The sequence below is a fragment of the Hornefia butyriciproducens genome, from assembly GCF_009695915.1.
Taxonomy (GTDB): Bacteria; Bacillota; Clostridia; order Peptostreptococcales; family Anaerovoracaceae; genus Aminicella; species Aminicella butyriciproducens.
On sequence record NZ_VUMZ01000004.1, the window covers coordinates 147,403 to 172,726 of the forward strand.

The following is a 25,324-nucleotide window of genomic DNA, read 5'->3' on the forward strand; positions in this document are numbered from 1 at the left end:
ATTCATTTCTGTTTTCTGCAATACGTTAGATTATATCACAAAGAACAGTTCACCGAAAGACACACGTGCGCACAAAATTATGTAAAATCGACCGCGAAGCCGGCGCGGAAGCGACGTTTCAGCCTGCGCAAAGGGCGCTGCAAAATGTTCCGCGAAATCATGTATAAATTGCAAAAAAGCCTTGAAATGTGTTCACTGCTAATGTATACTAGTTGTTGCGAATTTACGTAAACAATTGCTGAATTAGATAGTGGGGTGAAAATTATGGCAAATATCAAATCCGCAAAAAAAAGAATCAAGGTTATTGACAAGAAGACAGCTCAGAACAGACGAATCAAAGAGAACCTGAAGAAAATTCTCAAGGATTACAACCAGACGCTGGCTTCAGGCGACTTAGAGGCAGCAGCAGAGAAAAGGACGCTTGCAGAAAAGGCTCTGAAAAAGGCCGCTTCCAGGCATACCATTTCCAAGCAGGCCGCTAACAGAAAGGTCTCCCAGATAACCCGGAAACTGAACGCAGCGAAGGCTGCAGAATAAGTCTCACCCGTCCCCACCAGTGTATAAGCTAAATACACATGAATGAGCAAAACCAAGGAAGTGTCTCCCTTGGTTTTTTTATTTCATTCATGACCTCTGCTTTTTCTCACGCTTTCCTCTCTTCATTTCCTCCAGCATATCGCGGCGATCACGCTCCTGAATCAGACCGTTGCTGAACGCGGCGAAGCAGCCCAACGCCTCCGCCTTCTCGGACAGCGGGAAGCCCTTCTCCTTCATATAATCATACAGGGAACGCACCGCCCTGCCCGGATCCCTGTGCAGGAACGCCTTTCGATAACGGATTTCCCGCATCAGACGCCTGCCGAACCGGGCAGCCAGCCAGATCAGAAGCAGCGCCGACAGCACGCACAGTGCCGCAAGCCCGAAGATCCACAGCACGCGCCGCTCACGCGCCCTGTTCTTTGTTGGCTCCTCAGTGTCGCGCCCGGTGCTGCTCTGCGGACTCTGCGCCTGCTCTCTCGCATCCGTACCGCTCAGTCCGATGCTCAGATCCGCCTGTTTCATCAGTTTCATGTATTTCGGAACCGTCTCGACCGGAACCCATCCGTAACCGTCCACATAAATCTCCGTCCATGCGTGAGCGCGATTTTCCGGGAGCAGCCAGTCCTTCCCCGCTGTCATCTCCGCTTCATCCCCGACAGTCACAAGATATCCCTCCACATAGCGGGACGGGATCCCGCAGCAGCGGAACATCATGGCCGCAAGTGTCGCATAATGCACATCGCACCCTCTGCGCGTGCTGAGAAAGTTCTCCAGAAAGTCGCTGCCGCCGGAAACCGGTCGGATCTTCTCTGTGTAGACAAAGTTTCCGCTGAGGTATTTCCGGACAGCTTCGATTGCCTCCCGGTACTCCATATGCTTCGCGCCCTCGGCGCCGATACCGGTCCTTTTTTTCAAAAGCGCCCTGAGTTCTGTACTCACCGTCGTATCGTTCTCATATACGAACGCATTGTAATGACTTTCGCTGACAAAATACCGCGCCCTCGCGTCGTTCCAGACGCCGGAAAACAGCCGCCCCACCTGATCTGTCCAAACGCCGGTCTGATTGTCTGTGATTTTCACGCTGTAGTCCGAGGCTCCTCTGAAGCCCGTCGGCTTCTCCGCCGCATCCGCGAAATTCACCATTCCGTCGATATTTCCGTCCATAAGCTCATACGGCAGATAACTGTTTCTGCGGTCTGCGGACTCCGTCCGGATCCGGATCCTGTTCCCGCCCTGTTTCTGCCCGATCAGTTTCTGGACGCACGCTGCCTGTGTCAGCGCGCTGAACCCCCGCTTCTGCAGACCGTACCCGGTGTCCCGAAAGGAATACGCAGTCTGATTGCTCAGTCGGTTCCAGCGGCTTCCTGTGTATATTTCTCCGACATAGCCGCGCAGGTACATCGACTGCGGCTTCTCCATTGTGATTTTCAGCGCCGTCCGGTCTCCCGCTCTTCTGTTGTCCAGACCGTTCAGCTCGCCGTTTTTCAGAATCCCGCTTCCGTAACGGACATCCTCCAGCCGCGACACAATTCCGGCTCCCGCGTCCGTCAGCAGCTGAGGTTCCGTGATTCCCGCAGCATGAATCCACACTGTCATGACCGCCGCCAGAATCAGCACCGTAACAGCCGCCTCCCGAAGAATCGGCAGTCCGGTTCCGGAACAGCTCCCCATTACAGTAAAAGAGAGCAGAACCGCCGCCGCGAACATAATCCCTGTCCACGGCCGCATATCCAGACCCAGAGCGAGCATAAATGCGAACGGAACCAGATAGAGCAGCAGCAGCGGACGAAGATGGCTGCGCACCACACATATGCTGAACAGAATCAACATGACGCCGATCAGCGCGACGGCCGGTCCCGTACCGACGTGCTCCGCTGCGTATTTCGGCAGGATCAGAAAGTTATTCTCCCCGAACCGGTCCGCCGCCGTGTTCCACAGGCTGATGAATCCGTCCGCCGGATTACCTGCCGGCAGATCCGCCGGCGACAGGCTGATTCCCAGCGCCGAACACAGCGCCGCCATAAACGCCGCCGCCAGTAGAATCCCGACCAGGCATTCCTGGATCATATTCAGTTTTCTGCCGTTACCTGCTTCGGAATATTTTAACTGCACCGTACCTCTCCAGTTTCCCGATATCTCGCTCCGCCTGTGCGGTTACAAAAAAATGATTGCTGAACTTACGCCTGTCTCCCGACTCAAGGAACCGGAAAACGGTGGAAATCCCGTCTCCGGAAAAGGGGGCCGACAGCACATGCGGCAGCGCCTCCCAGAGATCCTCAATTCGCGCAATCTCCCTGGTCTCAAAGACGCCCTCCCCGGCGTCATACCAGCCCAGTGTGTGACGGATCCGCTTCTCCGCCAGCGTCCCCGACAAAGACGCATACAAATCCATCAGCGCGCTGCGGCTTTCCGGAGGCAGCGCGCTCTCCGGATCCTCCTCATTGTCGAGCAGCAGAATCAGGCTGTTCTCAATCGGGAAAGACGGAATCTTCACCATCAGGTCGTTCATTTTCGCCGAAAGTTTCCAGTGAACCGCCCTCAGACTGTCGCCGCTCTGATATTCACGGATTCCGAACACCTCTCCGGGGTCTTCGCCGGGCCGGCGGGAGGAATAGTGATAACTCTCCATATCATAAGAATCCAGAAAATGCTCCGGAATCCCGATTGTCTCTATGGACGGGAGCACCACAGCGTCCGTATATTCCTCAAGCCGGATATGACGTGCGACAAGACCTGCTCCGTCGCATATCTCCGCATCGCGGATCCGGATTCTTTCACAGCCGCAGTACGGATCACATATCGTAAAGCGTTCTGCCGCCTCTCCTCCCGATCCGAGAGAAACCGCCGCGGAAATACTTTGTTCCTCCCCGGTAATCCGATTCTCCATCTGAATCCTGAACCGGAGCCTTGAAACCGGGATGCGGCTCTCGTTCTTCAGCCGAATCTCCATCGGAATATCCCGGGATTTTTCCGCAGAGCCTCCGCCTCCGAATTCAACCTTCAGTCTGCGCCCCGAAAGATTCACCGACAGAAGCGCGACAGCCGGATAGATCAGCGCCATCAGTACTGCCGCCGCCGCGGCGTCGTTCCCGTGAATCATGTAAAGGACCCCGAACGCAAAGACCCATAGCGCCCATATCGTCCGGTTCATCCATGTACTCTCTCTGAAGCTCTTTTTTTCTTTCCGCCGCATCATATCCATTCCGCCGCTTTCGGGGGCTGCACCGCGCCCATCACCTCCTGCAGGATCCGGAACTCATTTTTGTTCTGTAGCTGTGCCTTGCCGTTCAGAATGATTCTGTGCCTGCATACATCGAAGAAGATGTCCTGCACATCCCCGGGAATGACATAGCCGCGGCCGTGCATCAGCGCCCAGGACTGCGCGAGTCCGCACATAGCCAGCGCACCCCGCGGACTGACGCCGAGCCGGATCAGTGGATGCTCCCTTGTCTCGCTGCACAGCCTGCTGATGTAGCGATAGATTTTGTCGTGTACAAAGACTTCCCTGCAGACTTTCCGCAATGCCAGAATATCGGCCCGATCTGCCACCGGACACACCTGTTTCAGTGGGTCGCTGACCTGCCGATCCTTCAGGATATTCACCTGCGCCTCTTCATCCGGGTATCCGATGGACAGCTGCACCATAAACCGGTCCAATTGCGCCTCAGGGAGCATCTGTGTTCCCGCGGTCCCAATCGGATTCTGGGTCGCGATCACGAGAAACGGCTCCGGCACCGCATGCGGCTGACCGTCCACGGTGATGCGTCCTTCCTGCATGACTTCCAGAAGCGCGGACTGCGTCTTGCTGGACGTCCGGTTAATCTCATCCGCCAGCAGCACATTGCACATGGCTGCGCCCTCTTTGTATTCAAAAGCGCCGGTCTGTCTGTTATACACTGTGAACCCCGTTATGTCTGAAGGAACCACGTCCGGTGTAAACTGGATGCGGTTGAATTTCAGATCCATCGCCTTACTGAACGCCAGCGCCAGCGTCGTCTTTCCTACGCCCGGAATATCTTCCAGCAGAATGTGCCCGCCGGCAATGATCACCGCCATAACTCTGCGAATGATCTCATCCTTCCCCACAATGGCCTTTTTCACTTCCTCCTGTATCGAGATGATTTTGTTTTCCATTCCCTGTCATTCTCCTCCGTCCGGTTCAAACGTCTGCAGCACACGAATGCCGCACACGAAAAAAGCCCTCCCGACCAGGAAGGCTGCTGACTCCACGCAAATATCAATCTACATACCATCCGGTCGTCTCCTGACTCAGATTCATCCTCCTCAGACGCCTTCTCAGAATTTCTTCCAATGGCATACCTGTCCGATTCGTCATCCATACAGTAGCTTGCGCTGTCGGGGATTCACACCCCGTTCCGTTTACCGTATTACAAAAGTTTTTCTACCTCGTTAATATAACATTCTGAATTATATTTGTCAATACCACGCCGGCCTTTCAGGCCGCCAGATACCGCCATCCGCCGGCTCTCTGACTGCTGCAAGACGCCACCCTCCTTCCGTTTCACATAATAAACAGACCTTGCTCTTCTTATACCCGTCCGGGCAGCAGCACCGGAGGTCTTCCGGCAGTGTTTTTGGAAATTAACGACAAAATAGGTTTTGCAGGTTAGTCATTAACCCACAAAACCTGCAAACTCGCCGTGTCACAAAAAAGTTTCCGTAAAAGGGAGGTGCGCCCGGGCGAACCGTCTGAGCGGATCGTCTGAGCGCCCCCGTCTGAGCACCCCGTCTGTGCGGACCGTCTGCGCTACTTCCTAAGCGCTTCGGCGATTCCGATGTCCGCAACGATTACATCACCGAGAAAATTGGACAGGCGTCTGTGATCATGAACAGGTTTTTTCGCATGGAAGGTAATCGTATAATCCGCCATAACGCTTTTCTCCGGTTCCTTCCAGTCGTCATAATCTCCCGGCAGCCCGCTGGGAATATCCAGCGAGAACACATCCGCTTTCTGATAGCCGAACTTGTTGATCAGTTCCACGGCGTTCAGCCCCTCATCCTTCAGCGCCCCATGGAATCCTGTTCCGTAGATGGCGTCCACAACGACATCATATCCCCCCGTGGCGGCCGCTGCCCGGCGGTTCATGACCTCAATTCTGTCGCGGATCAGCAGGTAGTTCTTCTTCGCATCCTCTGTCGCCGGTTCCCCCTCTACCAAAACAGCGGCAACGCTCCAGCCTGCCTCGCTCAGCCTGCGGGCGACCACAAAACCGTCTCCGCCGTTATTGCCTTTGCCGCAGAAAACCGCAGCCCTCGGCTTTTCGATGGATTTCGGAATGTTTTCTCTTATAATTTCAGCGGCGCGGGTCCCCGCATTCTCCATCATCCGGCTGTACGACAATCCGGCTGCATCCGCCGCCCTCTCCAGTTCCTTCATTTCTTCGCAGGTCACGGTTTCCTTTTCGTATAATTCCATAAGTATCCCTCCAAATCATCGAAAATTCTGTGATTAATACCTACATCATACACCTTTTTCCGGATTCCGTAAACAGTGTCTGCTTATTAAGCCCCCGTCGGACTTAATGGGCGCTGGCAGCAGCCTGTCAACAGCGCCGCGGCGCACCATCCAATGTCAGTGTGCGCCGGCAGACACTGTTTGATGCTTATGCTCAGGGATTCGGCCGTTTCCGAATCCCGCTGCCGCAGGATTTCCGGATGAAACGCCTTAAAATCCTTGCGGCAGGCCACCGAATATGCTCTTTGTATTATTGATCTTTCAAGCATATTCGATGGCTGAGCATGCATTAAACAGTGTCTGCTCATTAAGTCCCCGTCGGGCTTAATGGGCACCGACATCAGCTTGTCAGCAGCGCCTCGGCATCATCAGAACACATTTGAACAGGTCGCCGTCAATTGACACGCGGAACCGGCCTCCCATCACAGCCGCCAGATCCCTGGCGATAGCAAGTCCGAGTCCGCTGCCCTCCGTGTTCCGTGCATCGTCGCCTCTGGTAAACCGGCTCATCAGCTCATCCGTGTCGATATTGAGCGGCGCATCCGAAATATTTTTGACCGTCATGATACGCATGTCCGGTTCCCCCGCTTTGTGTTCCTCATCTATATCGATGTAGACGCGGCTGCCCTCCAGCGCATATTTCCCGACATTTGTCAGCATATTTTCCATAATCCGGTAGAGCAGCCTTCCGTCTCCGAGGATCATTGCCGGTTCCTCCGGAGGCGTAAACACCACGGAGAGATCCCTTTCCTTCAGCTGGTCCGAAAATTCTCCCAGCGCCTGTTCCGTCAGCGCTCTCAGATCAAGCGTTTCCAGAGAAACCGGAATGTCCCCGCTGGATGCTTTTGCCGCCTCGAACAGATCCTCCGTCAGCTTGTACAGACTTTTTGTCTTTTCATCGATCACCTGCAGATACTCCTCCGCATTGGGGCTGTCCAGTCCTTCATTTTCCAGAAGATCCACATAGGTAATCATCGAAGTCAGCGGTGTCCGCAGATCGTGGGACACATTTGTGATCAGCTCCGTTTTCATCCGTTCATTCTTCAGCTCGTTTGACACCGCAATCTGCTGCGCGTCCGCAATCGAGTTGACCTTTTCCGCCAGGCGCTCGAACTCACCGTCCCCGGGCAGATTTATTTTGTACTCCAGATTCCCCGACGCAACCTCAGTGATTCCCTGCTTCACCGCGTCATATCTTGCAAAATATTTCGGGACGACAACAAAGATAAGTATCAGAACCGCGATCGCGCCCACCATGGTTGCCGACGCCAGCGTCAGCAGCACCAGCACGATCATCAGATTACGATAGGTTTTCTCACTCTGAGCCAGTCCGTGATAGATTCCGATTGCCAGCCAGCCGATGAATGTGCCCTTCCAGAATCCGCGGTTTTTCAGTTTCTTTGCGATGGCGTGAATGATCAGCAGCTCAAACAGAGCGATCAGCGCCAGGAGAATCACTGCAAGCGCGATCTCCATTGACGCGGAAAACAGCAGCGCCTCGTCAGAAACCCCGGCATAGGTCCTAATCAGTTCTGAATAACTGACATTGCCGGCGCCGGTCAGATGACCGAGCAGTCTGACGTGGCGGTATGCATTCTGCAGAAGCCATCCGGCGGGAACGCAGATACAGGCAGCGCATATTCCAAGCAGCAGATGCACCTCCGCGAAGATCCGATCAAACCAGGTCATGCACACACCTCCCCCTTCTTTCAGGCGCCCGCATTTCATCACGGATATTACCAGGCTGACAAAGAATACCGCAATCCCGGCAAACAGAATCGCCCAGAACGGAGTCATCACGTTATTCACCCGGCTCGTCGTCAGTCCGAAGTCATAAGACTGATTCTCATACCGGAATCTGATCAGAGTATCCAAAAAGAGCCCGTCCGCGAAAACCGCCACAAAGGACAGAATCGCCAGCACTGACGCAACGTCGCAGACTCTCTTTCTCTCATATCCTTCCATATTGTTTTCCATTCGCCATTTCCCCTTTCGTCAATTTCCTCTTCATCATTTCCCCCTTTCAAACCTCACGCGTCTCTTTCAGCCTTACGTTTACCCCCTTTCAGCCTCAGGCTTCCCCCTTCAGACCTCACGCTGATATTTCTCCACCTTGTAGCCGGTTCCCCAGACCACCTTCAGATACTGCGGGTTCCCCGGGTCGATCTCAATCTTCTCCCGGATATGACGGATATGCACCGCCACAGTATTTTCCGGGTTGTACGCCGGCTCGTCCCAGACCTTCTCGTAAATCTGTTCGATGGAGAAAACGCGCCCCGCGTTTTTCACCAGAAACAGGAGGATCCGGTATTCCGTAGGCGTCAGTGAAACCGGTCTGCCGTCCACTTCCACGCTTTTCTTCGCGTCGTCCAGAGTCAGACCGCCGCTGCGCCAGACATCGCCGGACTCTTCTTTGTGCAGACTCCCCAGATCCGTGTACCGCCTCAGCTGCGACTTCACCCTGGCTACCAGCTCCATGGGATTGAACGGCTTTGTCACATAGTCGTCCGCGCCGACATTGAGTCCGTTGATTTTGTCATAATCCTGCACCTTCGCCGACAGCATGATGATCGGAATGTTTTTCTCCTGCCGAATCCGCATAGTCGCCTGAATTCCGTCCATGCGCGGCATCATGACATCCATCAGGATCAGGTGGATATCGTTTTTCTTTACCGCATCCAGCGCCTCAAGTCCATCCCGGGCCTGTATCACATGATAGCCTTCATTCCTCAGATAAATCTCAATCGCCCGGGAAATTTCCCGGTCGTCGTCACAGATCAGAATATTCATTTCCGCTTCCTTTCCTGTTTCTGACAACAGTATAATAAAGAGACTTTAAGAAATTGCTGTGAAAAATCTTAGGAATTTCTTAAAGTCCCGTCGTGTACCTTCTGCGTCTAGTGTCCGCAGGTTCCGCCATGGCCGCAGTCTCCGCCGTGGCCGTGGTTCTCTCCGTGGCCGCAGCCTCCGCCGTGTCCGTGCTTCTCGCCGTGACCGCAGCCTCCGCCGTGCCCGTGATCGTGATGGCTGCAGACGGTTTCCGGATTGTAGTCCAGAGTTCCCGCTGCCAGCGCCCGTGCAGCTTCATCCGCCGGTCCGCTCACTCCGGGGTACAAAGCGATGCCCGCCTCGGCCAGAGCCGTTCTGGCTCCGCCGCCGATTCCGCCGCAGATCAGCGCATCCACATCCGCTTTCTTCAGAAATCCGGCCAGCGCTCCGTGGCCTGCTCCGCGAACCGGTATCACAGTTTCGCGCCGAATCTCTCCATTCTCAATATCATAAATTTTAAACTGCTCCGTGTGTCCGAAATGCTGAAATACCATTCCGTCCTCGTATGCTGCCGCAAGTCTCATCGTATTACTCCCTTTCTCCGAAAAATCCGCCGGGAGGTCCGGACGGCTTCCGGAAAGCCGGTAGTCGCCGCCCGAGATCCGGAGAGTTTTTCCGTTCACAAGTGCATCCGCCAGCTTTCCGCGAGCGCTGTCGTAAATTGCGGTAACCGTCGTCCTTGCAACCTCCATCTGCTCCGCGCACTGCTGCTGCGTCAACTTCTCATGGTCGATCAGACGAACAGCTTCGTATTCCTCCAACGTCATCACAACGGTTTCCGTGGCATCGCCCGGAGATTTCCTCCCGACTTCGTCCGTCGCCGGTGAAAACTCCCAGTAGTCCGGAAAGCAGCATATTCTTCTGCATCTCTTGGGTCTCGGCATATTTCCTCCCTGTTAACTGTAAAAGCTTTTTGACATATGTCAATAACTATACTACTCCCGTTTACGACATATGTCAATAACCATTCTTCGTCATCCTGTGATATAATTTTGGGTGTACACAAAAAACGAATGCTGCGAAAAGAACAGGAGGTAAGCATCATGTCATTACATATCGCCGTTGACCATCGTGCGCCGGTGGCAGAATCGGTGCTGATGCCGGGAGATCCTCTCCGGGCTCAGTTTATCGCGGAGAATTTTCTGGACAATCCGATCCGGTACTCCGAAATCCGCAATATGTACGGTTACACCGGAACATACAAAGGCGTTCCCGTTTCCGTACAGGGAAGCGGAATGGGAATGCCCTCCATGGGAATCTATTCCTGGGAACTGTACAACGAGCACGGGGTGGAGAACATTATCCGGATCGGCACAGCGGGCTCCTTCCGGGAGGACATCAACGTCGGAGAGATCGTGGTCGGACTAGCCGCATCCACCGATTCCAACTTTCAGCACGCGTTCGATGTGCCGGGGCAGTACTCGCCCTGCTGCAGCTATCCGCTTCTGAACAAGCTGCAGGAAGCCGGCAAAGAAACCGGGATTCCCTTCACGGCAGGCAACATCGTTTCCTGCGACGTATTCTATGAAACCACCGAAGACTGGTGGAAACGCTGGGCACGCATGGGCGTCATGGCTGTGGAAATGGAGGCTGCCGCCCTGTACATGAACGCTGCGTACTGCAGGAAAAATGCACTGGCCATCATGACCATCAGCGACAGTTTTGTGACCGGAGAGAAGACCACCGCCGAGGAGAGGCAGACCACCTTCACCGATATGATGAAACTCGCTCTGGAGGCCGCCGTGAAGTAACCGGCTCGTCCAGTCAGGCAAGGGGACTTCACCCGTTTCATGTGGCCGGGGTGCCTTCCCCCATCTAATACGATCAGCCAAGGAGCCGTCACCGGCTCCCTGTTTTCATGCCAACAGAAGAATTCGTTCCGTTCATTCGTTTCTGCTGTCTGATGTGAGCGGACTCCAGAACATCCATGCCATGAGAGATACTGAAATCCTGATTCTGTCGATGGGTCTCAAAATATTCCCGGACCTTGTCCGTAAAGTCTAGTGCATCTTCCTCGGACACGTCGATCAGCAGTACCGCGTACTGCGTCGGTCCGGAGCGCGTGAACACCGTCTTATAGTGAAGCATGAAGGCGATAGCATTTTCCAGAATTCTCAGGTGAACCTGCTTTTCTTCCTCCGACGCCTTCGCACCCTCCCGAAGTTTCAGAGAGTACACAGAAAGACGGGCGATCCCGATCGCCTGACCCAGTTGACGTGCCACCATACGGTAAATCTGTCGGAAATCATCGTATTCCACGAAAAATCCGGATACATAATCGAGTTTTTCCTCCAGGTCCGAGGTAAGTTCCCCCGGTGACAGGTCACGTTCCGGCATTCCACTTTGGGAAAGGCGCGCCGCTGCCAGGAACACGTCTTCTGCGGGATTCAGGTCTTGTTCGTGTGTCGACTCGCCGCGGGACAGAGTTTTGACCCGGCTGTACATCTCGGAGGCGGCGCTGTAATTCCCCATGGCCACATAGGCGGAAATCAGGTAATAGAAATAAACTTCCTCGTCGGGCTGACGCATCAGTGCATCATTACAGACGCTCACCACCTTCTGATATTCGCCCCGCCCGGTCAGAATCGTCCTCAACTTTGTCACCGCATCGCGATACAGAGTTCCGAACCGGGTACGCAGCGCGGTCAGCCACGGGTGGCCCTCTGCCATCTCAGACACATCCCCCTTATACAGGGACAGTGCCCTGTACAGGAGCTCCATCCGCTCATCCTCACTCCGCGCTCCGCCCGAAGCCGTCTCGACCAGCTTCTCAAACTCCAGCGCATCGATTTCATGAGGAATTTCGTTATTAAAGAAGTATGTTCCGTAGGCGCTCTGGATAATCTCGCCGCCCGGCCGGAATCCCAGGGAGTCCAGTTCCCGGCGCAACTTGAACACCAGTACCTTCAGCGAGTTCGTCGGATTCACAACCTCTGTTCCGTACCACAGAACGTCAATCAGTTCCTTCTGTCCCACTGCCCTGTCATAATTCATCAGAAGATATCCGAACAGCAGCCACATCTTCCTGGCGTTGCCTCTGGCCATCCCGGTTCCGATTACCTTGTCACCGCAGCTGACCCGGAATCCGCCCAGGATCTGAATCTTAAGCACATCACTCAATTTCATCCCCCCTGCCGATGCTCCGCAGTTTTCTCAGCGCCTCCCGCGCCGCTTCATTGTCCCCGATCCAGGGAACCCGTCCGTCTTCATAGTACATATAGGACTCATCGCCCTTGCCGAGGATGAGCACCAGATCGCCGGGCTTCGCCATGCATATCGCCTTCTCTATGGCGGTTTTCCGGTCTTCCACAAAAACCCCGCTACCGCCGCTTTCCTTCACGCCGGAAAGTATGACAGCTCCAATGTCAGAAGCCTTCTCGTTTCTGGGATCCTCTTCCGTAACCACCACCTGCGCGCAGTGCCGTCCGGCGATGGCTCCCAGTACCTTCCGCTTGACTTTGTCCCTCTTTCCGGCGCTGCCGAAGACCGCGATGATGTTCCCGTCATCCTTTGTAATCGCATCCCCGTACTCAAAGACCTTGTCGAAACCGTCCGGCGTATGGGCGTAGTCGACGATCACGCCGAAGTCCTGCCCCTCGTCGATAATTTCCATCCGGCCGTCTACCTGCGGAATATCTTCCAGCAGAGGAAGCATTTTATCCAGCGGCATCCCGCATTCGTGCATGGCCGCAATAGCCGCCAGCAGATTGTAAATGTTGTAGAGCGCGATCAGATTGGTGCGCACAGGGCGGGCGCCTTCCTTTGTAACAAGCGTAAACGCCGTTCCCTCCGTGGTCAGTCTCACGTCCTCCGCCATATAGTCCGCCGGTTCCAGAACGCCCGTGCCGTAGGTCACGTAACGGCAGGCACAGCACTCCTTCAGCCCCTCGATGCTCGCCTCGTCGTCTGCGTTCAGAACGGCGACGCCGTCCTTTTTCATGTGACGGAACAAAAGCTTCTTAGCCTCGAAGTAGTTCTCCATCGTCTTGTGGTAATCGAGATGGTCATAGGTCAGATTGGTGAAAATCGCACAGTCGAAATCCACCGAGTCCACCCGTCCCATGGAAAGCCCGTGGGAACTCACCTCCATGGCGGCAGCCTTCATCCCGTGCTCCGCCATTTCTGCGAGGTCGCTGTGAACCTCAATCTGGTCGGGCGTTGTCAGCGTCGGCACCCGGCTGTAATTTCCGTAGCGCACTGCGATGGTTCCCATATATCCGCAAGGGACCTCTGCAGAGAAAATATCACTTATAATGCTGGCAGTCGTGGATTTCCCGTTCGTTCCCGTAACGCCGAACATGGTCAGTCTGTGGCTCGGGCTTCCGTAAAACAGGTCGCAGATCCGGTTCAGTTCCTGCATAACATTCTCTCTGTGAAGATAACAGACACCGTCGCGCTTCTCCACAGGCTCGCTGTGAACAATCGCCGCCGCACCCGCATCGGCAGCCTTCCCCGCAAAATCGTGGCCGTCCGCCTCCAGACCTTTCAGACAGAAAAAGATGCTGCCCGGTTTCACTTTGCGGGAATCCATGGCAAGTCCGGTAATCTCGATTTCCGGCGCGCCCTCAAACAGTAAAGACAGTTTCATCAGAACCTCCTACGCCCGGATCGGGCCGTTATGCTCATAGGCCGGCATCAGTTTCAGTTTGAAGAGATTCTGCGCATGCTTCCGGTCAATTTTTTCCTTTGTTTCCGGATCCTCGCAGACGCCGGTCCGAATGTAGCGGTCCAGGGCGTCATATGTAAATCCCAGGTGTTCTTCGTCCGTCAGCGGTGTGAGTCCGTCGATGGGAACCTTGAACACGAGTTCCTCCGGCAGCCCCAGCTCCATACCGACCGCGCGAACCTCCTCCACAGTCAGCTGTGACAGCGGAGAAAAGTCTCCTGCACCGTCGCCGTATCTGGTGGCGTACCCCACCCAGTCCTCGGACAGGTTGCAGGTGTTCGCCACGCGTCCGTTCATCGACTGTGCCACTGCATAGACGGTCGCCATCCGGAGGCGCGCCGGCAGGTTAGTCACGGTCTGATCTGAAATTTCACAGTCAAGCTGCGCCTTCAGTTCCTTCATCAGCCCGCTGTATCCGTCGCGGATATTAATGACCGCATGAGGAATTCCGAGGTGCGCCACCAGTTTTTTCGATGCGTCGATATCCGCCTGCTCCCCGTTGGGCAGAAGCACGCCGAATACCCGGTCTTTTCCCAGGGCCCGGACACAGAGCGCTGCGACGACAGAACTGTCCTTCCCGCCGCTGATGGCCACCACTGCCCGGCAGTCCTTTCCGTTCTCTTCAAAAAAATTGCGGATCCACGCCGTAATGCTTTCTGTTACCTTTGCAGCGTCAAAATCAGGATCGTATAATTTCATAACTGACCTCCTCGTATCATTTCCTGTCGCGGCTCCGCACGTCCGCCGCCGCAGGATATCGTAATATTATAGCACACTATTGCAAGGAGGTACAGATTCCGATATAATTAGTGCAAATCAGTGCAGGTCTTTTATCCCGTCGCACTCAGCGTGCGGGGACAAAGGATGTCCGCGGCGGCGCGGCGCGCAAAACTCCTGCAGCATACGCCGGCACGCACTGAGTAAGTATATTGGGAGAAGCTTAATTTGAGAAGCTTAATCGGAGAAACTTAATTCCTGTAGAGAAAGGAGCCGCAGATGCAGTACAGAATCGAAGGAACGCCGCTTCCGGTGGTCATTTGCAACGTAGAACCGGGAGAAACACTGATCACAGAAAAGGGCGCCATGAGCTGGATGAGCCCGAACATGAAAATGGAAACCAACGCGGGAGGCTTTGGAAAAGCTCTCGGACGGATGTTTTCCGGAGAAAGCATATTCCTGAACCGGTACAGCGCCCAGGGCGGCCCCGGAGAAATCGCATTCGCGACCTCCTTCCCCGGAAGCATCAAGGCTTATGACATCGCGCCGGGACGGGAGATCGTCGCACAGAAATCCTCATTTCTGGCCAGTGAGGCGGGCGTGGAGCTTTCTGTATTTTTCCAGAAAAAAATCGGATCCGGGCTGTTCGGCGGAGAGGGCTTCATCATGCAGAAGCTCTCAGGACACGGAACGGCTTTCCTTGAAATCGACGGGTCTGTGGTGGAGTATGAGCTGGGATCGGGACAGAGCATCATCGTGGACACCGGATATCTCGCGGCGATGGATGCCACCTGCTCCATCGAGATCGTCACCGTGCCGGGCCTGAAGAACATGGTCTTCGGAGGCGAGGGCGTCTTTAATACGGTAATCCATGGACCGGGGAAGGTTCTTCTTCAGACCATGCCGATTAACTCTGTAGCAGGCGCTCTGATTCCCTATCTCCCCACAGGAAACTGAACCCCTTAAGCGACCCGGGCGGAATCCGCCTGGAGCCCGAATGAAACCCGGCGGAAGTCCCGGCCGGAATCCGGATGTCATGCGGCGAACATCCGCGGATATCCGGCGAACATTCACAGACATCCGACCGGCAAAGGATGGACACGATACAATGAACAATATTATCAAAAATAGCAGACGTATTGTAATCAAGGTAGGAACCAGCACGCTGACCTACCCCAGCGGAAAAATCAATTTCCGTCATATGGGCAATCTCTGCCGGGTCATCACAGACCTGCAAAACTCGGGACGCGAGGTGACGCTGGTCACCTCCGCCGCAATCGGCGTGGGAATGGGGAAACTGGGCGTCGAAAAACGTCCGCAGGACACCAGCCGGAAACAGGCTCTGGCTGCCGTCGGACAGTGCGAGCTGATGTTTCTGTACGACAAGCTGTTTGGCGAATACAACCAGACCGTCGCTCAGATCCTGCTGACCGCTGACGTCGTGGACAGCGAGATCACCCGAAACAACGTCATCAATACCTTCACCCGGCTGCTGGAGCTAGGCATCATCCCCATCGTCAACGAGAACGACACAGTGGCCACCGCAGAGCTGGAGGGCCGCAGAATCGGAGACAACGACACGCTCTCCGCTATTGTCGCGAAGCTCATCGGCGCGGAAACACTGGTACTGATGACTGACATCGACGGACTGTATACCGCCAATCCGGCGGAAGTTCCGAACGCCACTCTGATTCCCGTTGTGCCTGAAATCACGCCGCAGATCGTAAAGCTCGCCGGAAAACCCGGTTCGCGGCTGGGAACCGGCGGGATGGCCACCAAAATCAGCGCCGCCCGGATCGCCACGGCGGCCGGCATTCCCTGCTGCGTAATCCAGGGCGCCGACCCGGAAAATCTGTACCGTCTGTTTGACGGAGAAAGCATCGGCACGCTGTTTCTGCCGATGCGGGAGGAGACAAAATGACTGAGTTGGAAAAGATGGGAGCCCGGGCGAAGGACGCCGCCGGAATCCTGCGCATCGTTTCCTCGGAAGACAAAGAACTGGCCCTCAAGGAAGTCGCCGGAGCACTGATTCGCCGGCAGTCCGAGATTCTGGAGGCGAACCGGCAGGATCTCGCTGCCGCAGAAGCCGGCGGGATGCCACGGTCTATGCTGGATCGTCTGGCTCTCTCCGAAGAACGCATCCGCGGCATGGCTGACGGCGTGACTGCCGTCTCGGAATGGCCGGATCCCGTAGGCCGCGTTCTGGAGGAATACGACCTGCCCAACGGACTTCATGTCCGCAGAGTCAGCGTCCCCCTCGGCGTCATCGGAATCATCTTCGAAGCGCGCCCCAATGTGACGAGCGACTGTGCCGCCCTCTGCATCCGGGCCGGCAGCGCCTGTATCCTGCGTGGCGGAAAAGAAGCGTTCCGGACGAATCTGGCGGTAACCCGCATCATGCGCGAGGCCCTCTCCGACAGCCCTCTGCCCGCAGACTGCGTTCAGCTCGTGACCGACACTGACCGGCGCTCCGCCACGGAAATGATGAATCTGACGGAATATCTGGACGTGCTGATTCCCCGCGGCGGCGCAGGGCTGATCCGCAGCGTCGTGGACAATGCCCGCGTTCCGGTCATTGAAACCGGAGCCGGAAACTGCCACATCTATGTGGACAAAGCCGCCAGCGTGGAGATGGCTGCCGCCATCGCGGTCAACGCCAAAACCTCCCGTCCCTCCGTGTGCAACGCGGCGGAAAAGCTTCTGGTTCACCGGGAAATCGCGGACATGGCTCTGCCGGTTATCGGAAAGCGGCTCCGCGAGAAGGCGGTTGAGCTCAGAGGTGATGACGCCTCCCGGGAGATTTTCCGCGATATCCGTCCGGCGACGGATGATGACTGGGGGAAAGAGTATGTCGACTTAATCATGGGCGTGCGGATTGTGGATTCCATCGAGGAGGCCATCCGGCACATCGAGCGCTGGTCCACTCATCACAGTGACTGCATCGTCACGGAGGATCCCGCCGCCGCGGCAAAATTCCAGACAGAGGTGGATTCTGCAGTGGTGTATCACAACGCTTCGACCCGATTTACGGACGGCGGTGAGCTGGGCCTGGGTGCAGAAATCGGCATCTCCACCCAGAAACTCCACGCCAGAGGCCCCATGGGCGTAAACCAGCTGGTCACCTACAAGTACATCATCGACGGGAATGGGCAAATTCGATAAAAATTCTTTGATTTTTTTGTTGACAAAACCAAATCGGGGTAGTATGATAGAGAAAAATCAACATTGAAAACCGTTGAAGGAGAAGAGTACATGCGGAAACCGCCTTCGGAGAGAGCAGCCGATGGTGAGATGGCGCAGGCACGGGTCGTATGGAATGGACTCCCGAGGGCAAACCGAACAGGCAACTCAGTAGGGGCGACGGAGAAGCAGCTCCGTGAACAAAGGCAGCATATGATTGTATGCGCAGAGCGGGCGCGCAAGCGTCAAGCCGGGTGGCACCGCAAGAGAGGATTACGGCTCTTGTCCCAGCATTTTCAGGTTGGGACGGGAGTCTTTTTTGTGCGGAGCACAGAACGGCACTGCCGTCCCCCAGCAGAATACAAGGAGGAGACATTACCATGACTGACAAAGAAAAGAAAATCCCTTACAAAATCTATCTCTCTGAGAACGAAATGCCGACGCAGTACTATAATGTCAGAGCCGACATGAAAAAGAAACCGGCTCCGTTGCTGAACCCCGGCACGCTGAAGCCCATGACCGCCGAAGAGCTGGGGCATGTCTTCTGCGACGAGCTTGTACAGCAGGAGCTGAACGAGACGGACCCCTACATCGATATTCCTGAGGAAATCCGGAACTTCTACAGAATGTACCGTCCCTCTCCGCTGGTCCGCGCTTACTGCCTGGAGGAGAAGCTTCAGACGCCGGCGAAGATCTACTACAAATTTGAAGGGAACAATACCAGCGGTTCCCATAAACTGAACTCCGCCATCGCTCAGGCCTATTACGCCAAGAAGCAGGGTCTGAAAGGCGTTACCACCGAAACCGGCGCCGGTCAGTGGGGAACAGCCCTTTCCATGGCCTGCTCCTACTTCGGACTGGACTGCAAGGTCTTCATGGTCAAGGTGTCCTATGAACAGAAGCCCTTCCGCCGGGAGGTTATGAGAACCTACGGCGCTTCCGTCACACCGTCGCCCTCTATGGAGACGGAAGTCGGAAAGAAGATCAATGCGGAATTCCCGGGAACAACCGGTTCTCTGGGCTGCGCCATCTCCGAGGCGGTGGAGGTCGCCACCTCCACTGAGGGATACCGTTATGTTCTGGGCAGCGTGCTGAGCCAGGTCCTGCTCCATCAGAGTGTGATCGGTCTGGAAACAAAGATCGCGCTAGACAAATATGATATCAGGCCGGACATCATCATCGGCTGCGCCGGCGGAGGCTCCAACCTGGGCGGCCTGATCTCACCGTTCGCAGGCGAAATGCTCCGGGGCGAGGCGGATTACCGCATCATCGCAGTGGAGCCGAAATCCTGTCCGTCATTGACCAGAGGAAAGTATGTATACGACTTCTGCGACACCGGCGAGGTCTGCCCGCTGGCCAAGATGTACACCCTCGGGAGCCAGTTCATCCCCTCCCCGAACCATGCGGGCGGACTCCGTTTCCATGGCATGAGCTCCATCGTTTCCGAGCTTTACGATCAGGGATATATTGAGGCGAGAGCCTACGAGCAGACGGAGGTCTTCGCCGCGGCTGAGGAATTCGCACGCTGCGAAGGTATTCTGCCGGCGCCGGAAAGCAGCCACGCCATTAAGGGTGCGATAGATGAGGCGCTGAAATGCAAGGAAACCGGAGAGGAAAAGACCATCGTCTTCGGCCTCACCGGCACAGGCTATTTCGACCTGACGGCGTACCAGCAGTTCAACGACGGAACCATGACCGATTCCATCCCCACCGACGAAGACATCGCCGCCAGCCTTGCCAAGGTACCGCAGTTCCCCGGCAACGAAACGAAATAAAGTAAAATACCCATAATATAAAATCCGAAGCTGCCCGTATTCTCGCGGCTTCGGATTTTATTCTGCCGATATCACCAGTTTTCGTTATTTTTCCGGTTCGAGTAATATTTTTCCAGTTCCTCCAGATACTCGTCGGTATATCTGACTTTGTGCCTGCTGAATTTTTTTATCTGGTGCGAAATCTCCTTCTCTTCTTTGTCGAGCTTTTTCGTTCCACTGTTTTCATATTCTATTTGAACATTCCAGACATAGGTTCCAATGTTCTTTGTCAGCACCGCCACCTTACTTTTCCGCAGAGCTTTCTGCTCCTCTTCTTCTGCATAATATGCGGTAAGTTTCTGAAAAAATCCCGCTCCGTATTCTGCTTTCATTATCGCGGTTTCGCTCTGCCTCACCTTCGGACAATTGTCCAGCATCACATTCAAGTTCTTCCTGACCCTCTTTTTCATTTCACTGCTGAGCTGTCCCTCTCTCTGGATCGAAACCACAATCAACTCGGCTTCTTTATATGCTTTTTCCCATTGCTCCATGATTTTCTTCTGCCGAATGCTTTCTTCAGATTCTGTCCGAGTTTCATTTTCTGCACATCCCGTCAGAATAAGTACGAGCATCAGCAGTATCATGGAAAATTCAGCCATTCTCTTCATCGCGCCCCTCCTGCAGCATCAGTTTTCCTGAATCCATCAGGAGCACCTCGTCGCACATATTTCTCAAATCATTGTCATGGTGTGTGGCAATCACGATAAGCGCCCCACGTTTCTTTTCCTGTTGAATCACATCATAAATCTGCTGCACGCCTTTATGATCAACAGCATTTGTCGGTTCGTCCAGTAATATTATTTTCTGTTTCTCAAAGAATGCCTGTGCGATATTCAGTCTCTGTTTCATCCCCAGAGAGAATTTCCGGACTTTTAATTCTGATTCTGGGTCAAGCCCTACCCTTTCCAATGCAAGCCTGATGTCATCCTGCGACGCCACGTTTTTAATCTTTGAAAGCCGGATAAGATTCTCATATGCCGTATAGTATGGCAGAAGTTCCATATTCTCAATTACAACGCCTACATCCGGCAGCATGGGAATCTCCTCATGCAGTATTTTCCCTTCATAGAGAACCTTCCCTTCTGTAGGGCGAATCAGGCCGGAAAGCATTCTCAAAAGCATTGTTTTCCCTGATCCGTTAACGCCAAACAGCCCGTATACCACGCCGCTCTCAAATGTATAGGAAATATCATCCAGCACGGTTTTCTTTTTCAATCTCTTTGTCACATGAACTAATTCTAGCATTTCCCCCTCCTAAATTAATGCGTGCTCAGCTATCGAATATGCTTGAAATATCAATAATATAAAGAGCATATTCGATGGCCTGCCGCAAGGTTTTCAAGCGTTTCGCCCGAAAACCTTGCGGCTGTGGGATTCGGAAACGGCCGAATCCCTGAGCACAAGCATCAATTAGTGTCTGCCGGCGCACCCTTCCATTGGATGGTGCGCCGCGGCGCTGCTGAAAAACTGCCGTCAGCGCCCATTAAGTCCGACGGGGACTTAATGAGCAGACACTAAATTATATCTGACCTGATGTAAATCCGACAAAAAACTATTGATATTAAAAAAGCCAATCCAATTACATACAGTATATCACTCATCGGGAAATCAGAGACCGCATAAAAATTGGATTTGCCCGCGTCATTTGAAAATGCATAATACGCCGGAAACAGCAGCCCGATAAATCTGTTTTTTCCATTGCTGTTCAATAATACCGGCAACACGACGGAAAGGATGAAATACAGATTGGCAATTATAAATGAGACTGTCATATCTGTGAACAACTCAAGAAAATACATGATCATAGTTACAAAAAGCAGCCCTGAATAATATCTGAATATCTCCTGTAACCACACTTCTGTTTTCAATTCGCCGGCCGCCTGATGAAATATCAGAAAGAAAATCAATACCTCCGCAGTTACTATCATCGCTAATTGCGCAGCAGCGCCCGAAAACGCATTTACGATAATATGATATCTGCTCTTATTTCGTACGATTTCAAGCACTGCATAGCCGGAAATCAGATTTCCGGCACCGCCCCAGAAAATCAGTAGAATAAACGGAACCACAAAGTACACCTTCATAAGTGACAGCACGATCCCGGATGCGCCGGAAATGTGCGGTTCGAGTTCGCAGAACATCAACGGACTTTCATAACCGATAAGATATTTTCCGGCTAATGCCTGAAACAACACGGCACAAAGCAACACGACATATGTTCCCTGTTTGTTCAGATTATTGCATAACATCCCTTTTCTCCTCAACCGCTCCGGCGATAATACACAGCGCTACAGCTTTTGTTACACACAATATCATTGTAAATACAACCTCCGGCAAGCCGCAGGATCCTTTAAAATACGCCCCCGGTACCGAGAGGCTCCGAGGGAAGAGGAATTCCTGAAAATGGACGAATACGACAGGATAAAGCTGATATTCCACCACGTTTATTAAAACCACAATAACTACGGAGATCACAATTCTGTGCAATATCTTCCTCAGAATTATAAATATCAAAGACATACACAGGAAATACAGACCTCCTATTCCGAAATCGATGGCGAGGCTCCACGCCAGCTTAATATATGCTTCTTCCGTCAGCCTGAACACATTGCAGATAAACAAGACAGACGCCGTCTGATGTATCGCCATAAATGTAATCGAATATAACAGGATATGTCTGATTTCCATATTGACATAATCCTGCCTCGATGAACATCTGCATATGATCACACTCTCGCTGCGCGGCAGTGCAATCTGAACAGCAATCAGAAAAAAGCAGCAATAAATTTTCATATATGCATTCGCGCCAAAATATCCATGCTTACTTAACATTTCGCCGACAAGATACTCATCGTCAAAACCGAAATCCCTCAATGCAACCAATGGAGATGTCGATAAAATGCAATCCGCCGCCAGAAACCCGATATATGCCGTTACAATTAAAATCACTCCAACGCGCTCACTCTTATTTTCCAGAAACATAATACCCTTATCAATATCAAATACCCTGCAGTAACAATCAGAAAGATCGGCAGCAATGTTTCAAAATCATATTCTGTAAAAGGCTGCATCACCAGTAATAGTGACGAATTGGTTGACGTAGGAACAAACCACAGAAAAAAGGTCACCGCATAAACTATTTTTCTATCTGCCGTCACTAGCGCAAGGGCCGTTCCCACTGTCGATATCAGCCCTGCCAAAAAGGCTGTAACAAAAATAAATCCCAGATTGGCCAGAAACGGATGTGCATTGCTTAAATTATACAACAGGTTTTCAGGGGAATCATCCACCTCTATTGGAATATATTTCCCTCCATGACACAGTATTGACACCAGTCCTAAATTTATCAGCAAGGCAATGCTGATCAGAAAAAAAACAAATATAAATGAACACTTTATGTTCTCTGTGTAATATGCATTTCTTCCCATTCTCCCCATGAGCGCCCGGTGATAACCTCTATGCCGGTCCTCCAGAGGTCCCTCCCCCGTTATAACCAATGTATAAAGCGGAAGAAACCACAGCAGTATAATCTGAACCAGATGATCTGTCGTATTGCTGGCTAAAAATGTCCCATATGCGGGGGCAATTGTGCTGCCCCCGCTTCTAATCAGATTACAGCAATATATTACAATGTCCAAAACAGGCAACAGAAGAACGATGAGTGTAACACAACATCTGATTTTGTTTCCATAAATTCTGGCAACAAAGTCTTTCATAAACATAATCTGCCCTCAACCCACATCAGATTTTCATTCCCTGAGTACATTTCCTCTCAATCAGGTCTTGTCATATTACCGTTGTTGCTATTTCCTCGCAAGGCTTCAAGTATCTTGTACAAAAGCTCCTCGATATTGGATTTTTTGCGACAAAGCCTGACGATGGCATAGATTATTGCTCCATAGATCGCTAAATTTACAATCAAAACAATCTCATTTAAAAATGGCATATCTTTCTCCTCCCATAACCACTGTATTAATATTTCTATGCAGATTTAAATAATTATTCACATATTTCTTACTTCTGTGCTCTTATATTAACATTTCAACAATTTCCCGTCAACCGAAACTCAAAAACGGGCAGCTGCCGCTGCCCGGAAAACAATTCTTTTTAATTTAATGCGCGTTCACACCGAATCTCTCTCCTTTGCGGTTCCGTTCTGGAATCGATCCACCAGAAAGGCAAACAGCAGCGCCTCGATTCCGATGCAGAGCCATTTCAGGAAAACCGAAGGAATCTTTGTCAGCGCCTCCATGGCAAACACCTGCGCCACAATCAGAACGACTGTTTTGTCGTCAAGGCCGCTCCCCGCCCTGCTCCTGCCTTTCTGCTTTTCCTTTTTCACGGACACTCCGATAAACAGCATCATTACCGCAAGCACCGCCGCGATCAGAATCAGATGAAGGATGCCGGCGGTAAATGTTTCTATTGCGGCAACAGACATCACACATACAAGAGTAATAATTACAATACGAATATTCATTTTCTATTTCGTCCTCCCCATACTACAGGCAATATCGATTTTTTTGTCGACACATCACTCCCTCCGTTCCCCTTCTATTAGTATATATATATATATATATACGATAAAGCAACGTAAACGGGGACGCAAAAAAGAAATTTCCTTCATTTTTCGGAGGGAAAATCCGATTTAAAAGAGTTCTTCAGATTTCTGCGTGGTTTCCAAATACGGATGTCACCGCGACCTGACCGCCGCCTTCACCGCTTCCTCTCCAGCGAGAGCACTGTACCGATGACACAGAGGGCAACGAATACCAGGAAGCACCAGTGCATGGTTTTTACCAGCTGAGAAGGCGCAGCCTCCGTCAGAGCTGCGTTTCCGAGGACCATTCCGACAACGATGGTCACGATGGCCATGCTGGCGGAATGTCCGAAGGTCCGCATGGTCGCCAGAATGGAGTTGGCCACGCTGTACTCCTCTTTGTTCACGCAGTTCATAATAGCGTTGGTGTTCGGCGAAGAAAACAGTGCGAAGCCGAAGCCCTCCACGACAAGCGCTGCAATAATCCACGCGAAGGGAGTATAGAGACCGAGAAGAGAAAACATCCCCAGCCCCGCCACACAGAGTCCCATTCCCAGGCTGGCCAGCTTGTAGGGCGGCACCCGGTCCGACAGCCTCCCCATCAGCGGCGAAAAGAGCGCCTGCACCGCCGGCATGCAGATCAGAATGACGCCGGCCGTCTGGGAGGAATAATCCATAACCACCTGCAGATAGATGCTGACCAGATAACTGATGGCGAAGGTGGCACCGTAATTCAGGAGAGCCGCCAGATTCGAGAACGCGAACACTCTGTCCCGGGTGAACATCGTGAGCCGGATGACCGGTTCCTCCGCTCTCTGCTCCACCAGGATGAACGCCGCCGCGAGAGCCAGACCGCAGACCAGAATGAGCCATCCGTAACGGGAAATCGTCAGATTCGTCAGGCCGTAGAGAATCAGAGAAATCATCGCAATGAAAAGAAGGTTCCCCGCCGCATCCGTCCGGCACTGCGGAGGGTCAGGCTTTGTTTTCGGCGCGCCCGCCCATGCCAGCACAAAGGAAAGTACCGTGCAGAAAAAGGTCACTGCGAAGATAGACTGCCACCCCATGCGATGGTTCAGGATTCCGCCGATCACCGGTCCCATGGACAGTCCGACATACGTTGCCGCCGTGGAGATTCCCAGGACTCTTCCCCTCTCCGTTCCAGGAAACACGCTGATCAGCAGGGCGTTGTTCGTCGCATAGATCATAGACGCCGCCACTCCCTGCAATCCGCGGAACAGTATCATCATCCAGATATTCACGGAAAAAATACAGAGCACCGACAGCACGCCAAAGGAGGCGATGCCGATCAGCAGCACACGTCGCCTTCCGGTGGCATCCGCCAGTTTCCCCATAGGCACACTGAATGCGGCAACCGTAAGCGTGAAGGCGGTGACCACCCATCCCACCAGCGCCGCGCTGACCTGAAACTGTTCCTCCAGCGCCGGCACCGACAGATTGAGCGCACTTCCCATAAACGTCGTGATAAAGGCGGTGACCACCGCCATCCGCAGGGTGTTCTTCTGTTGTCTGATCGTTATCTCCGTCACGGCTTTCCTGTC

The 25,324-nt window shown here is 53.2% G+C and carries 24 protein-coding genes and 1 riboswitch; of the genes, 6 read left to right on the forward strand and 18 right to left on the reverse strand.

The annotated features are described in order from the left end of the window. Nucleotides 1-264 precede the first annotated feature (264 nt). Nucleotides 265-537, forward strand: a complete 273-nt coding sequence (rpsT, locus tag FYJ64_RS05690; RefSeq protein ID WP_154574237.1) for a 30S ribosomal protein S20 — start codon at nt 265-267, stop codon at nt 535-537. An 87-nt stretch (nt 538-624) separates the two neighbouring features. On the opposite strand, the gene FYJ64_RS05695 is transcribed toward rpsT, so the two are convergent. From FYJ64_RS05695 to FYJ64_RS05725, 7 genes are all read right to left on the reverse strand, one after another. Continuing rightward, complete coding sequence (locus FYJ64_RS05695) at nt 625-2,607, reverse strand: transglutaminase TgpA family protein (protein WP_154574238.1); 1,983 nt, start codon at nt 2,605-2,607, stop codon at nt 625-627. Between the two features lie 16 nt (nt 2,608-2,623). Further along, on the reverse strand, nt 2,624-3,742 hold the full coding sequence (locus tag FYJ64_RS05700; RefSeq protein WP_154574239.1) for a DUF58 domain-containing protein: 1,119 nt from the start codon (nt 3,740-3,742) through the stop codon (nt 2,624-2,626). Then, nucleotides 3,733-4,674 (reverse strand): AAA family ATPase, encoded by a 942-nt coding sequence (locus FYJ64_RS05705; protein ID WP_154574240.1) that lies wholly within the window; start codon nt 4,672-4,674, stop codon nt 3,733-3,735. Before FYJ64_RS05705 ends, FYJ64_RS05700 begins: the two co-directional genes overlap by 10 nt. 104 nt (nt 4,675-4,778) lie before the next feature. After that, nucleotides 4,779-4,943: riboswitch (cobalamin riboswitch) on the reverse strand. A gap of 365 nt (nt 4,944-5,308) precedes the next feature. Then, nucleotides 5,309-5,977 carry an NAD(P)H-hydrate epimerase gene (locus FYJ64_RS05710; RefSeq protein ID WP_154574241.1) on the reverse strand — a complete coding sequence of 223 codons (669 nt, stop codon included), beginning with the start codon at nt 5,975-5,977 and terminating at the stop codon, nt 5,309-5,311. A gap of 387 nt (nt 5,978-6,364) precedes the next feature. After that, the gene (locus FYJ64_RS05715; RefSeq protein ID WP_154574242.1) at nt 6,365-7,993 is read right to left on the reverse strand and encodes a HAMP domain-containing sensor histidine kinase; all 1,629 of its coding nucleotides are present in this window, start codon (nt 7,991-7,993) and stop codon (nt 6,365-6,367) included. 108 nt (nt 7,994-8,101) lie between these two features. Next, nucleotides 8,102-8,806, reverse strand: a complete 705-nt coding sequence (locus FYJ64_RS05720; protein ID WP_154574243.1) for a response regulator transcription factor — start codon at nt 8,804-8,806, stop codon at nt 8,102-8,104. A 107-nt stretch (nt 8,807-8,913) separates the two neighbouring features. Then, nucleotides 8,914-9,729 carry a DUF134 domain-containing protein gene (locus FYJ64_RS05725; RefSeq protein ID WP_154574244.1) on the reverse strand — a complete coding sequence of 272 codons (816 nt, stop codon included), beginning with the start codon at nt 9,727-9,729 and terminating at the stop codon, nt 8,914-8,916. Nucleotides 9,730-9,888: 159 nt separating this feature from the next. On the opposite strand from FYJ64_RS05725, the gene deoD reads away from it, so the two are divergent. Continuing rightward, nucleotides 9,889-10,596: a purine-nucleoside phosphorylase gene (gene deoD, locus FYJ64_RS05730; protein WP_154574245.1), complete on the forward strand. Its 708-nt coding sequence runs from the start codon at nt 9,889-9,891 to the stop codon at nt 10,594-10,596. 88 nt (nt 10,597-10,684) lie between these two features. On the opposite strand, the gene FYJ64_RS05735 is transcribed toward deoD, so the two are convergent. Genes FYJ64_RS05735 through nadE form a run of 3 tightly spaced genes read right to left on the reverse strand, consistent with a single transcriptional unit; the run spans nt 10,685 to nt 14,210 of the window. Further along, nucleotides 10,685-11,971, reverse strand: a complete 1,287-nt coding sequence (locus FYJ64_RS05735) for an AfsR/SARP family transcriptional regulator (protein WP_154574246.1) — start codon at nt 11,969-11,971, stop codon at nt 10,685-10,687. Then, on the reverse strand, nt 11,958-13,433 hold the full coding sequence (locus FYJ64_RS05740; protein WP_154574247.1) for a UDP-N-acetylmuramoyl-L-alanyl-D-glutamate--2,6-diaminopimelate ligase: 1,476 nt from the start codon (nt 13,431-13,433) through the stop codon (nt 11,958-11,960). The genes FYJ64_RS05735 and FYJ64_RS05740 overlap by 14 nt, the downstream gene beginning before the upstream one ends. A 9-nt stretch (nt 13,434-13,442) precedes the next feature. Then, nucleotides 13,443-14,210, reverse strand: a complete 768-nt coding sequence (gene nadE / locus FYJ64_RS05745) for an NAD(+) synthase (RefSeq protein ID WP_154574248.1) — start codon at nt 14,208-14,210, stop codon at nt 13,443-13,445. Nucleotides 14,211-14,507: 297 nt separating this feature from the next. Here nadE and FYJ64_RS05750 point away from each other — a divergent pair, with 297 nt between their 5' ends. The 4 genes from FYJ64_RS05750 (at nt 14,508) to FYJ64_RS05765 (ending at nt 19,183) form a co-directional block, all read left to right on the forward strand. Beyond that, nucleotides 14,508-15,185 carry a TIGR00266 family protein gene (locus tag FYJ64_RS05750; RefSeq protein WP_154574249.1) on the forward strand — a complete coding sequence of 226 codons (678 nt, stop codon included), beginning with the start codon at nt 14,508-14,510 and terminating at the stop codon, nt 15,183-15,185. 151 nt (nt 15,186-15,336) lie between these two features. After that, nucleotides 15,337-16,149 carry a glutamate 5-kinase gene (gene proB, locus FYJ64_RS05755; RefSeq protein WP_154574250.1) on the forward strand — a complete coding sequence of 271 codons (813 nt, stop codon included), beginning with the start codon at nt 15,337-15,339 and terminating at the stop codon, nt 16,147-16,149. Continuing rightward, on the forward strand, nt 16,146-17,390 hold the full coding sequence (locus tag FYJ64_RS05760; RefSeq protein WP_154574251.1) for a glutamate-5-semialdehyde dehydrogenase: 1,245 nt from the start codon (nt 16,146-16,148) through the stop codon (nt 17,388-17,390). The genes proB and FYJ64_RS05760 overlap by 4 nt, the downstream gene beginning before the upstream one ends. Before the next feature lie 398 nt (nt 17,391-17,788). Continuing rightward, nucleotides 17,789-19,183 (forward strand): TrpB-like pyridoxal phosphate-dependent enzyme, encoded by a 1,395-nt coding sequence (locus tag FYJ64_RS05765; RefSeq protein WP_154574252.1) that lies wholly within the window; start codon nt 17,789-17,791, stop codon nt 19,181-19,183. Between the two features lie 71 nt (nt 19,184-19,254). Here FYJ64_RS05765 and FYJ64_RS05770 read toward each other — a convergent pair whose 3' ends face one another. From FYJ64_RS05770 to FYJ64_RS05805, 8 genes are all read right to left on the reverse strand, one after another. Then, nucleotides 19,255-19,830, reverse strand: a complete 576-nt coding sequence (locus FYJ64_RS05770) for a hypothetical protein (RefSeq protein ID WP_154574253.1) — start codon at nt 19,828-19,830, stop codon at nt 19,255-19,257. After that, complete coding sequence (locus tag FYJ64_RS05775; protein ID WP_154574254.1) at nt 19,814-20,467, reverse strand: ABC transporter ATP-binding protein; 654 nt, start codon at nt 20,465-20,467, stop codon at nt 19,814-19,816. The genes FYJ64_RS05770 and FYJ64_RS05775 overlap by 17 nt, the downstream gene beginning before the upstream one ends. Nucleotides 20,468-20,736: 269 nt before the next feature. After that, nucleotides 20,737-21,471: a DUF2705 family protein gene (locus tag FYJ64_RS05780; RefSeq protein WP_154574255.1), complete on the reverse strand. Its 735-nt coding sequence runs from the start codon at nt 21,469-21,471 to the stop codon at nt 20,737-20,739. Then, nucleotides 21,458-22,204, reverse strand: coding sequence for a hypothetical protein (locus FYJ64_RS05785; RefSeq protein WP_154574256.1), 747 nt, complete (start codon nt 22,202-22,204; stop codon nt 21,458-21,460). The genes FYJ64_RS05780 and FYJ64_RS05785 overlap by 14 nt, the downstream gene beginning before the upstream one ends. Further along, the gene (locus FYJ64_RS05790) at nt 22,168-22,944 is read right to left on the reverse strand and encodes a DUF2705 family protein (RefSeq protein ID WP_154574257.1); all 777 of its coding nucleotides are present in this window, start codon (nt 22,942-22,944) and stop codon (nt 22,168-22,170) included. The genes FYJ64_RS05785 and FYJ64_RS05790 overlap by 37 nt, the downstream gene beginning before the upstream one ends. Before the next feature lie 50 nt (nt 22,945-22,994). After that, the gene (locus tag FYJ64_RS05795; RefSeq protein WP_154574258.1) at nt 22,995-23,168 is read right to left on the reverse strand and encodes a hypothetical protein; all 174 of its coding nucleotides are present in this window, start codon (nt 23,166-23,168) and stop codon (nt 22,995-22,997) included. A gap of 177 nt (nt 23,169-23,345) precedes the next feature. Further along, nucleotides 23,346-23,702, reverse strand: coding sequence for a hypothetical protein (locus tag FYJ64_RS05800; RefSeq protein WP_154574259.1), 357 nt, complete (start codon nt 23,700-23,702; stop codon nt 23,346-23,348). 236 nt (nt 23,703-23,938) lie between these two features. Beyond that, on the reverse strand, nt 23,939-25,312 hold the full coding sequence (locus tag FYJ64_RS05805) for an MFS transporter (RefSeq protein WP_154574260.1): 1,374 nt from the start codon (nt 25,310-25,312) through the stop codon (nt 23,939-23,941). Nucleotides 25,313-25,324: the final 12 nt, after the last annotated feature.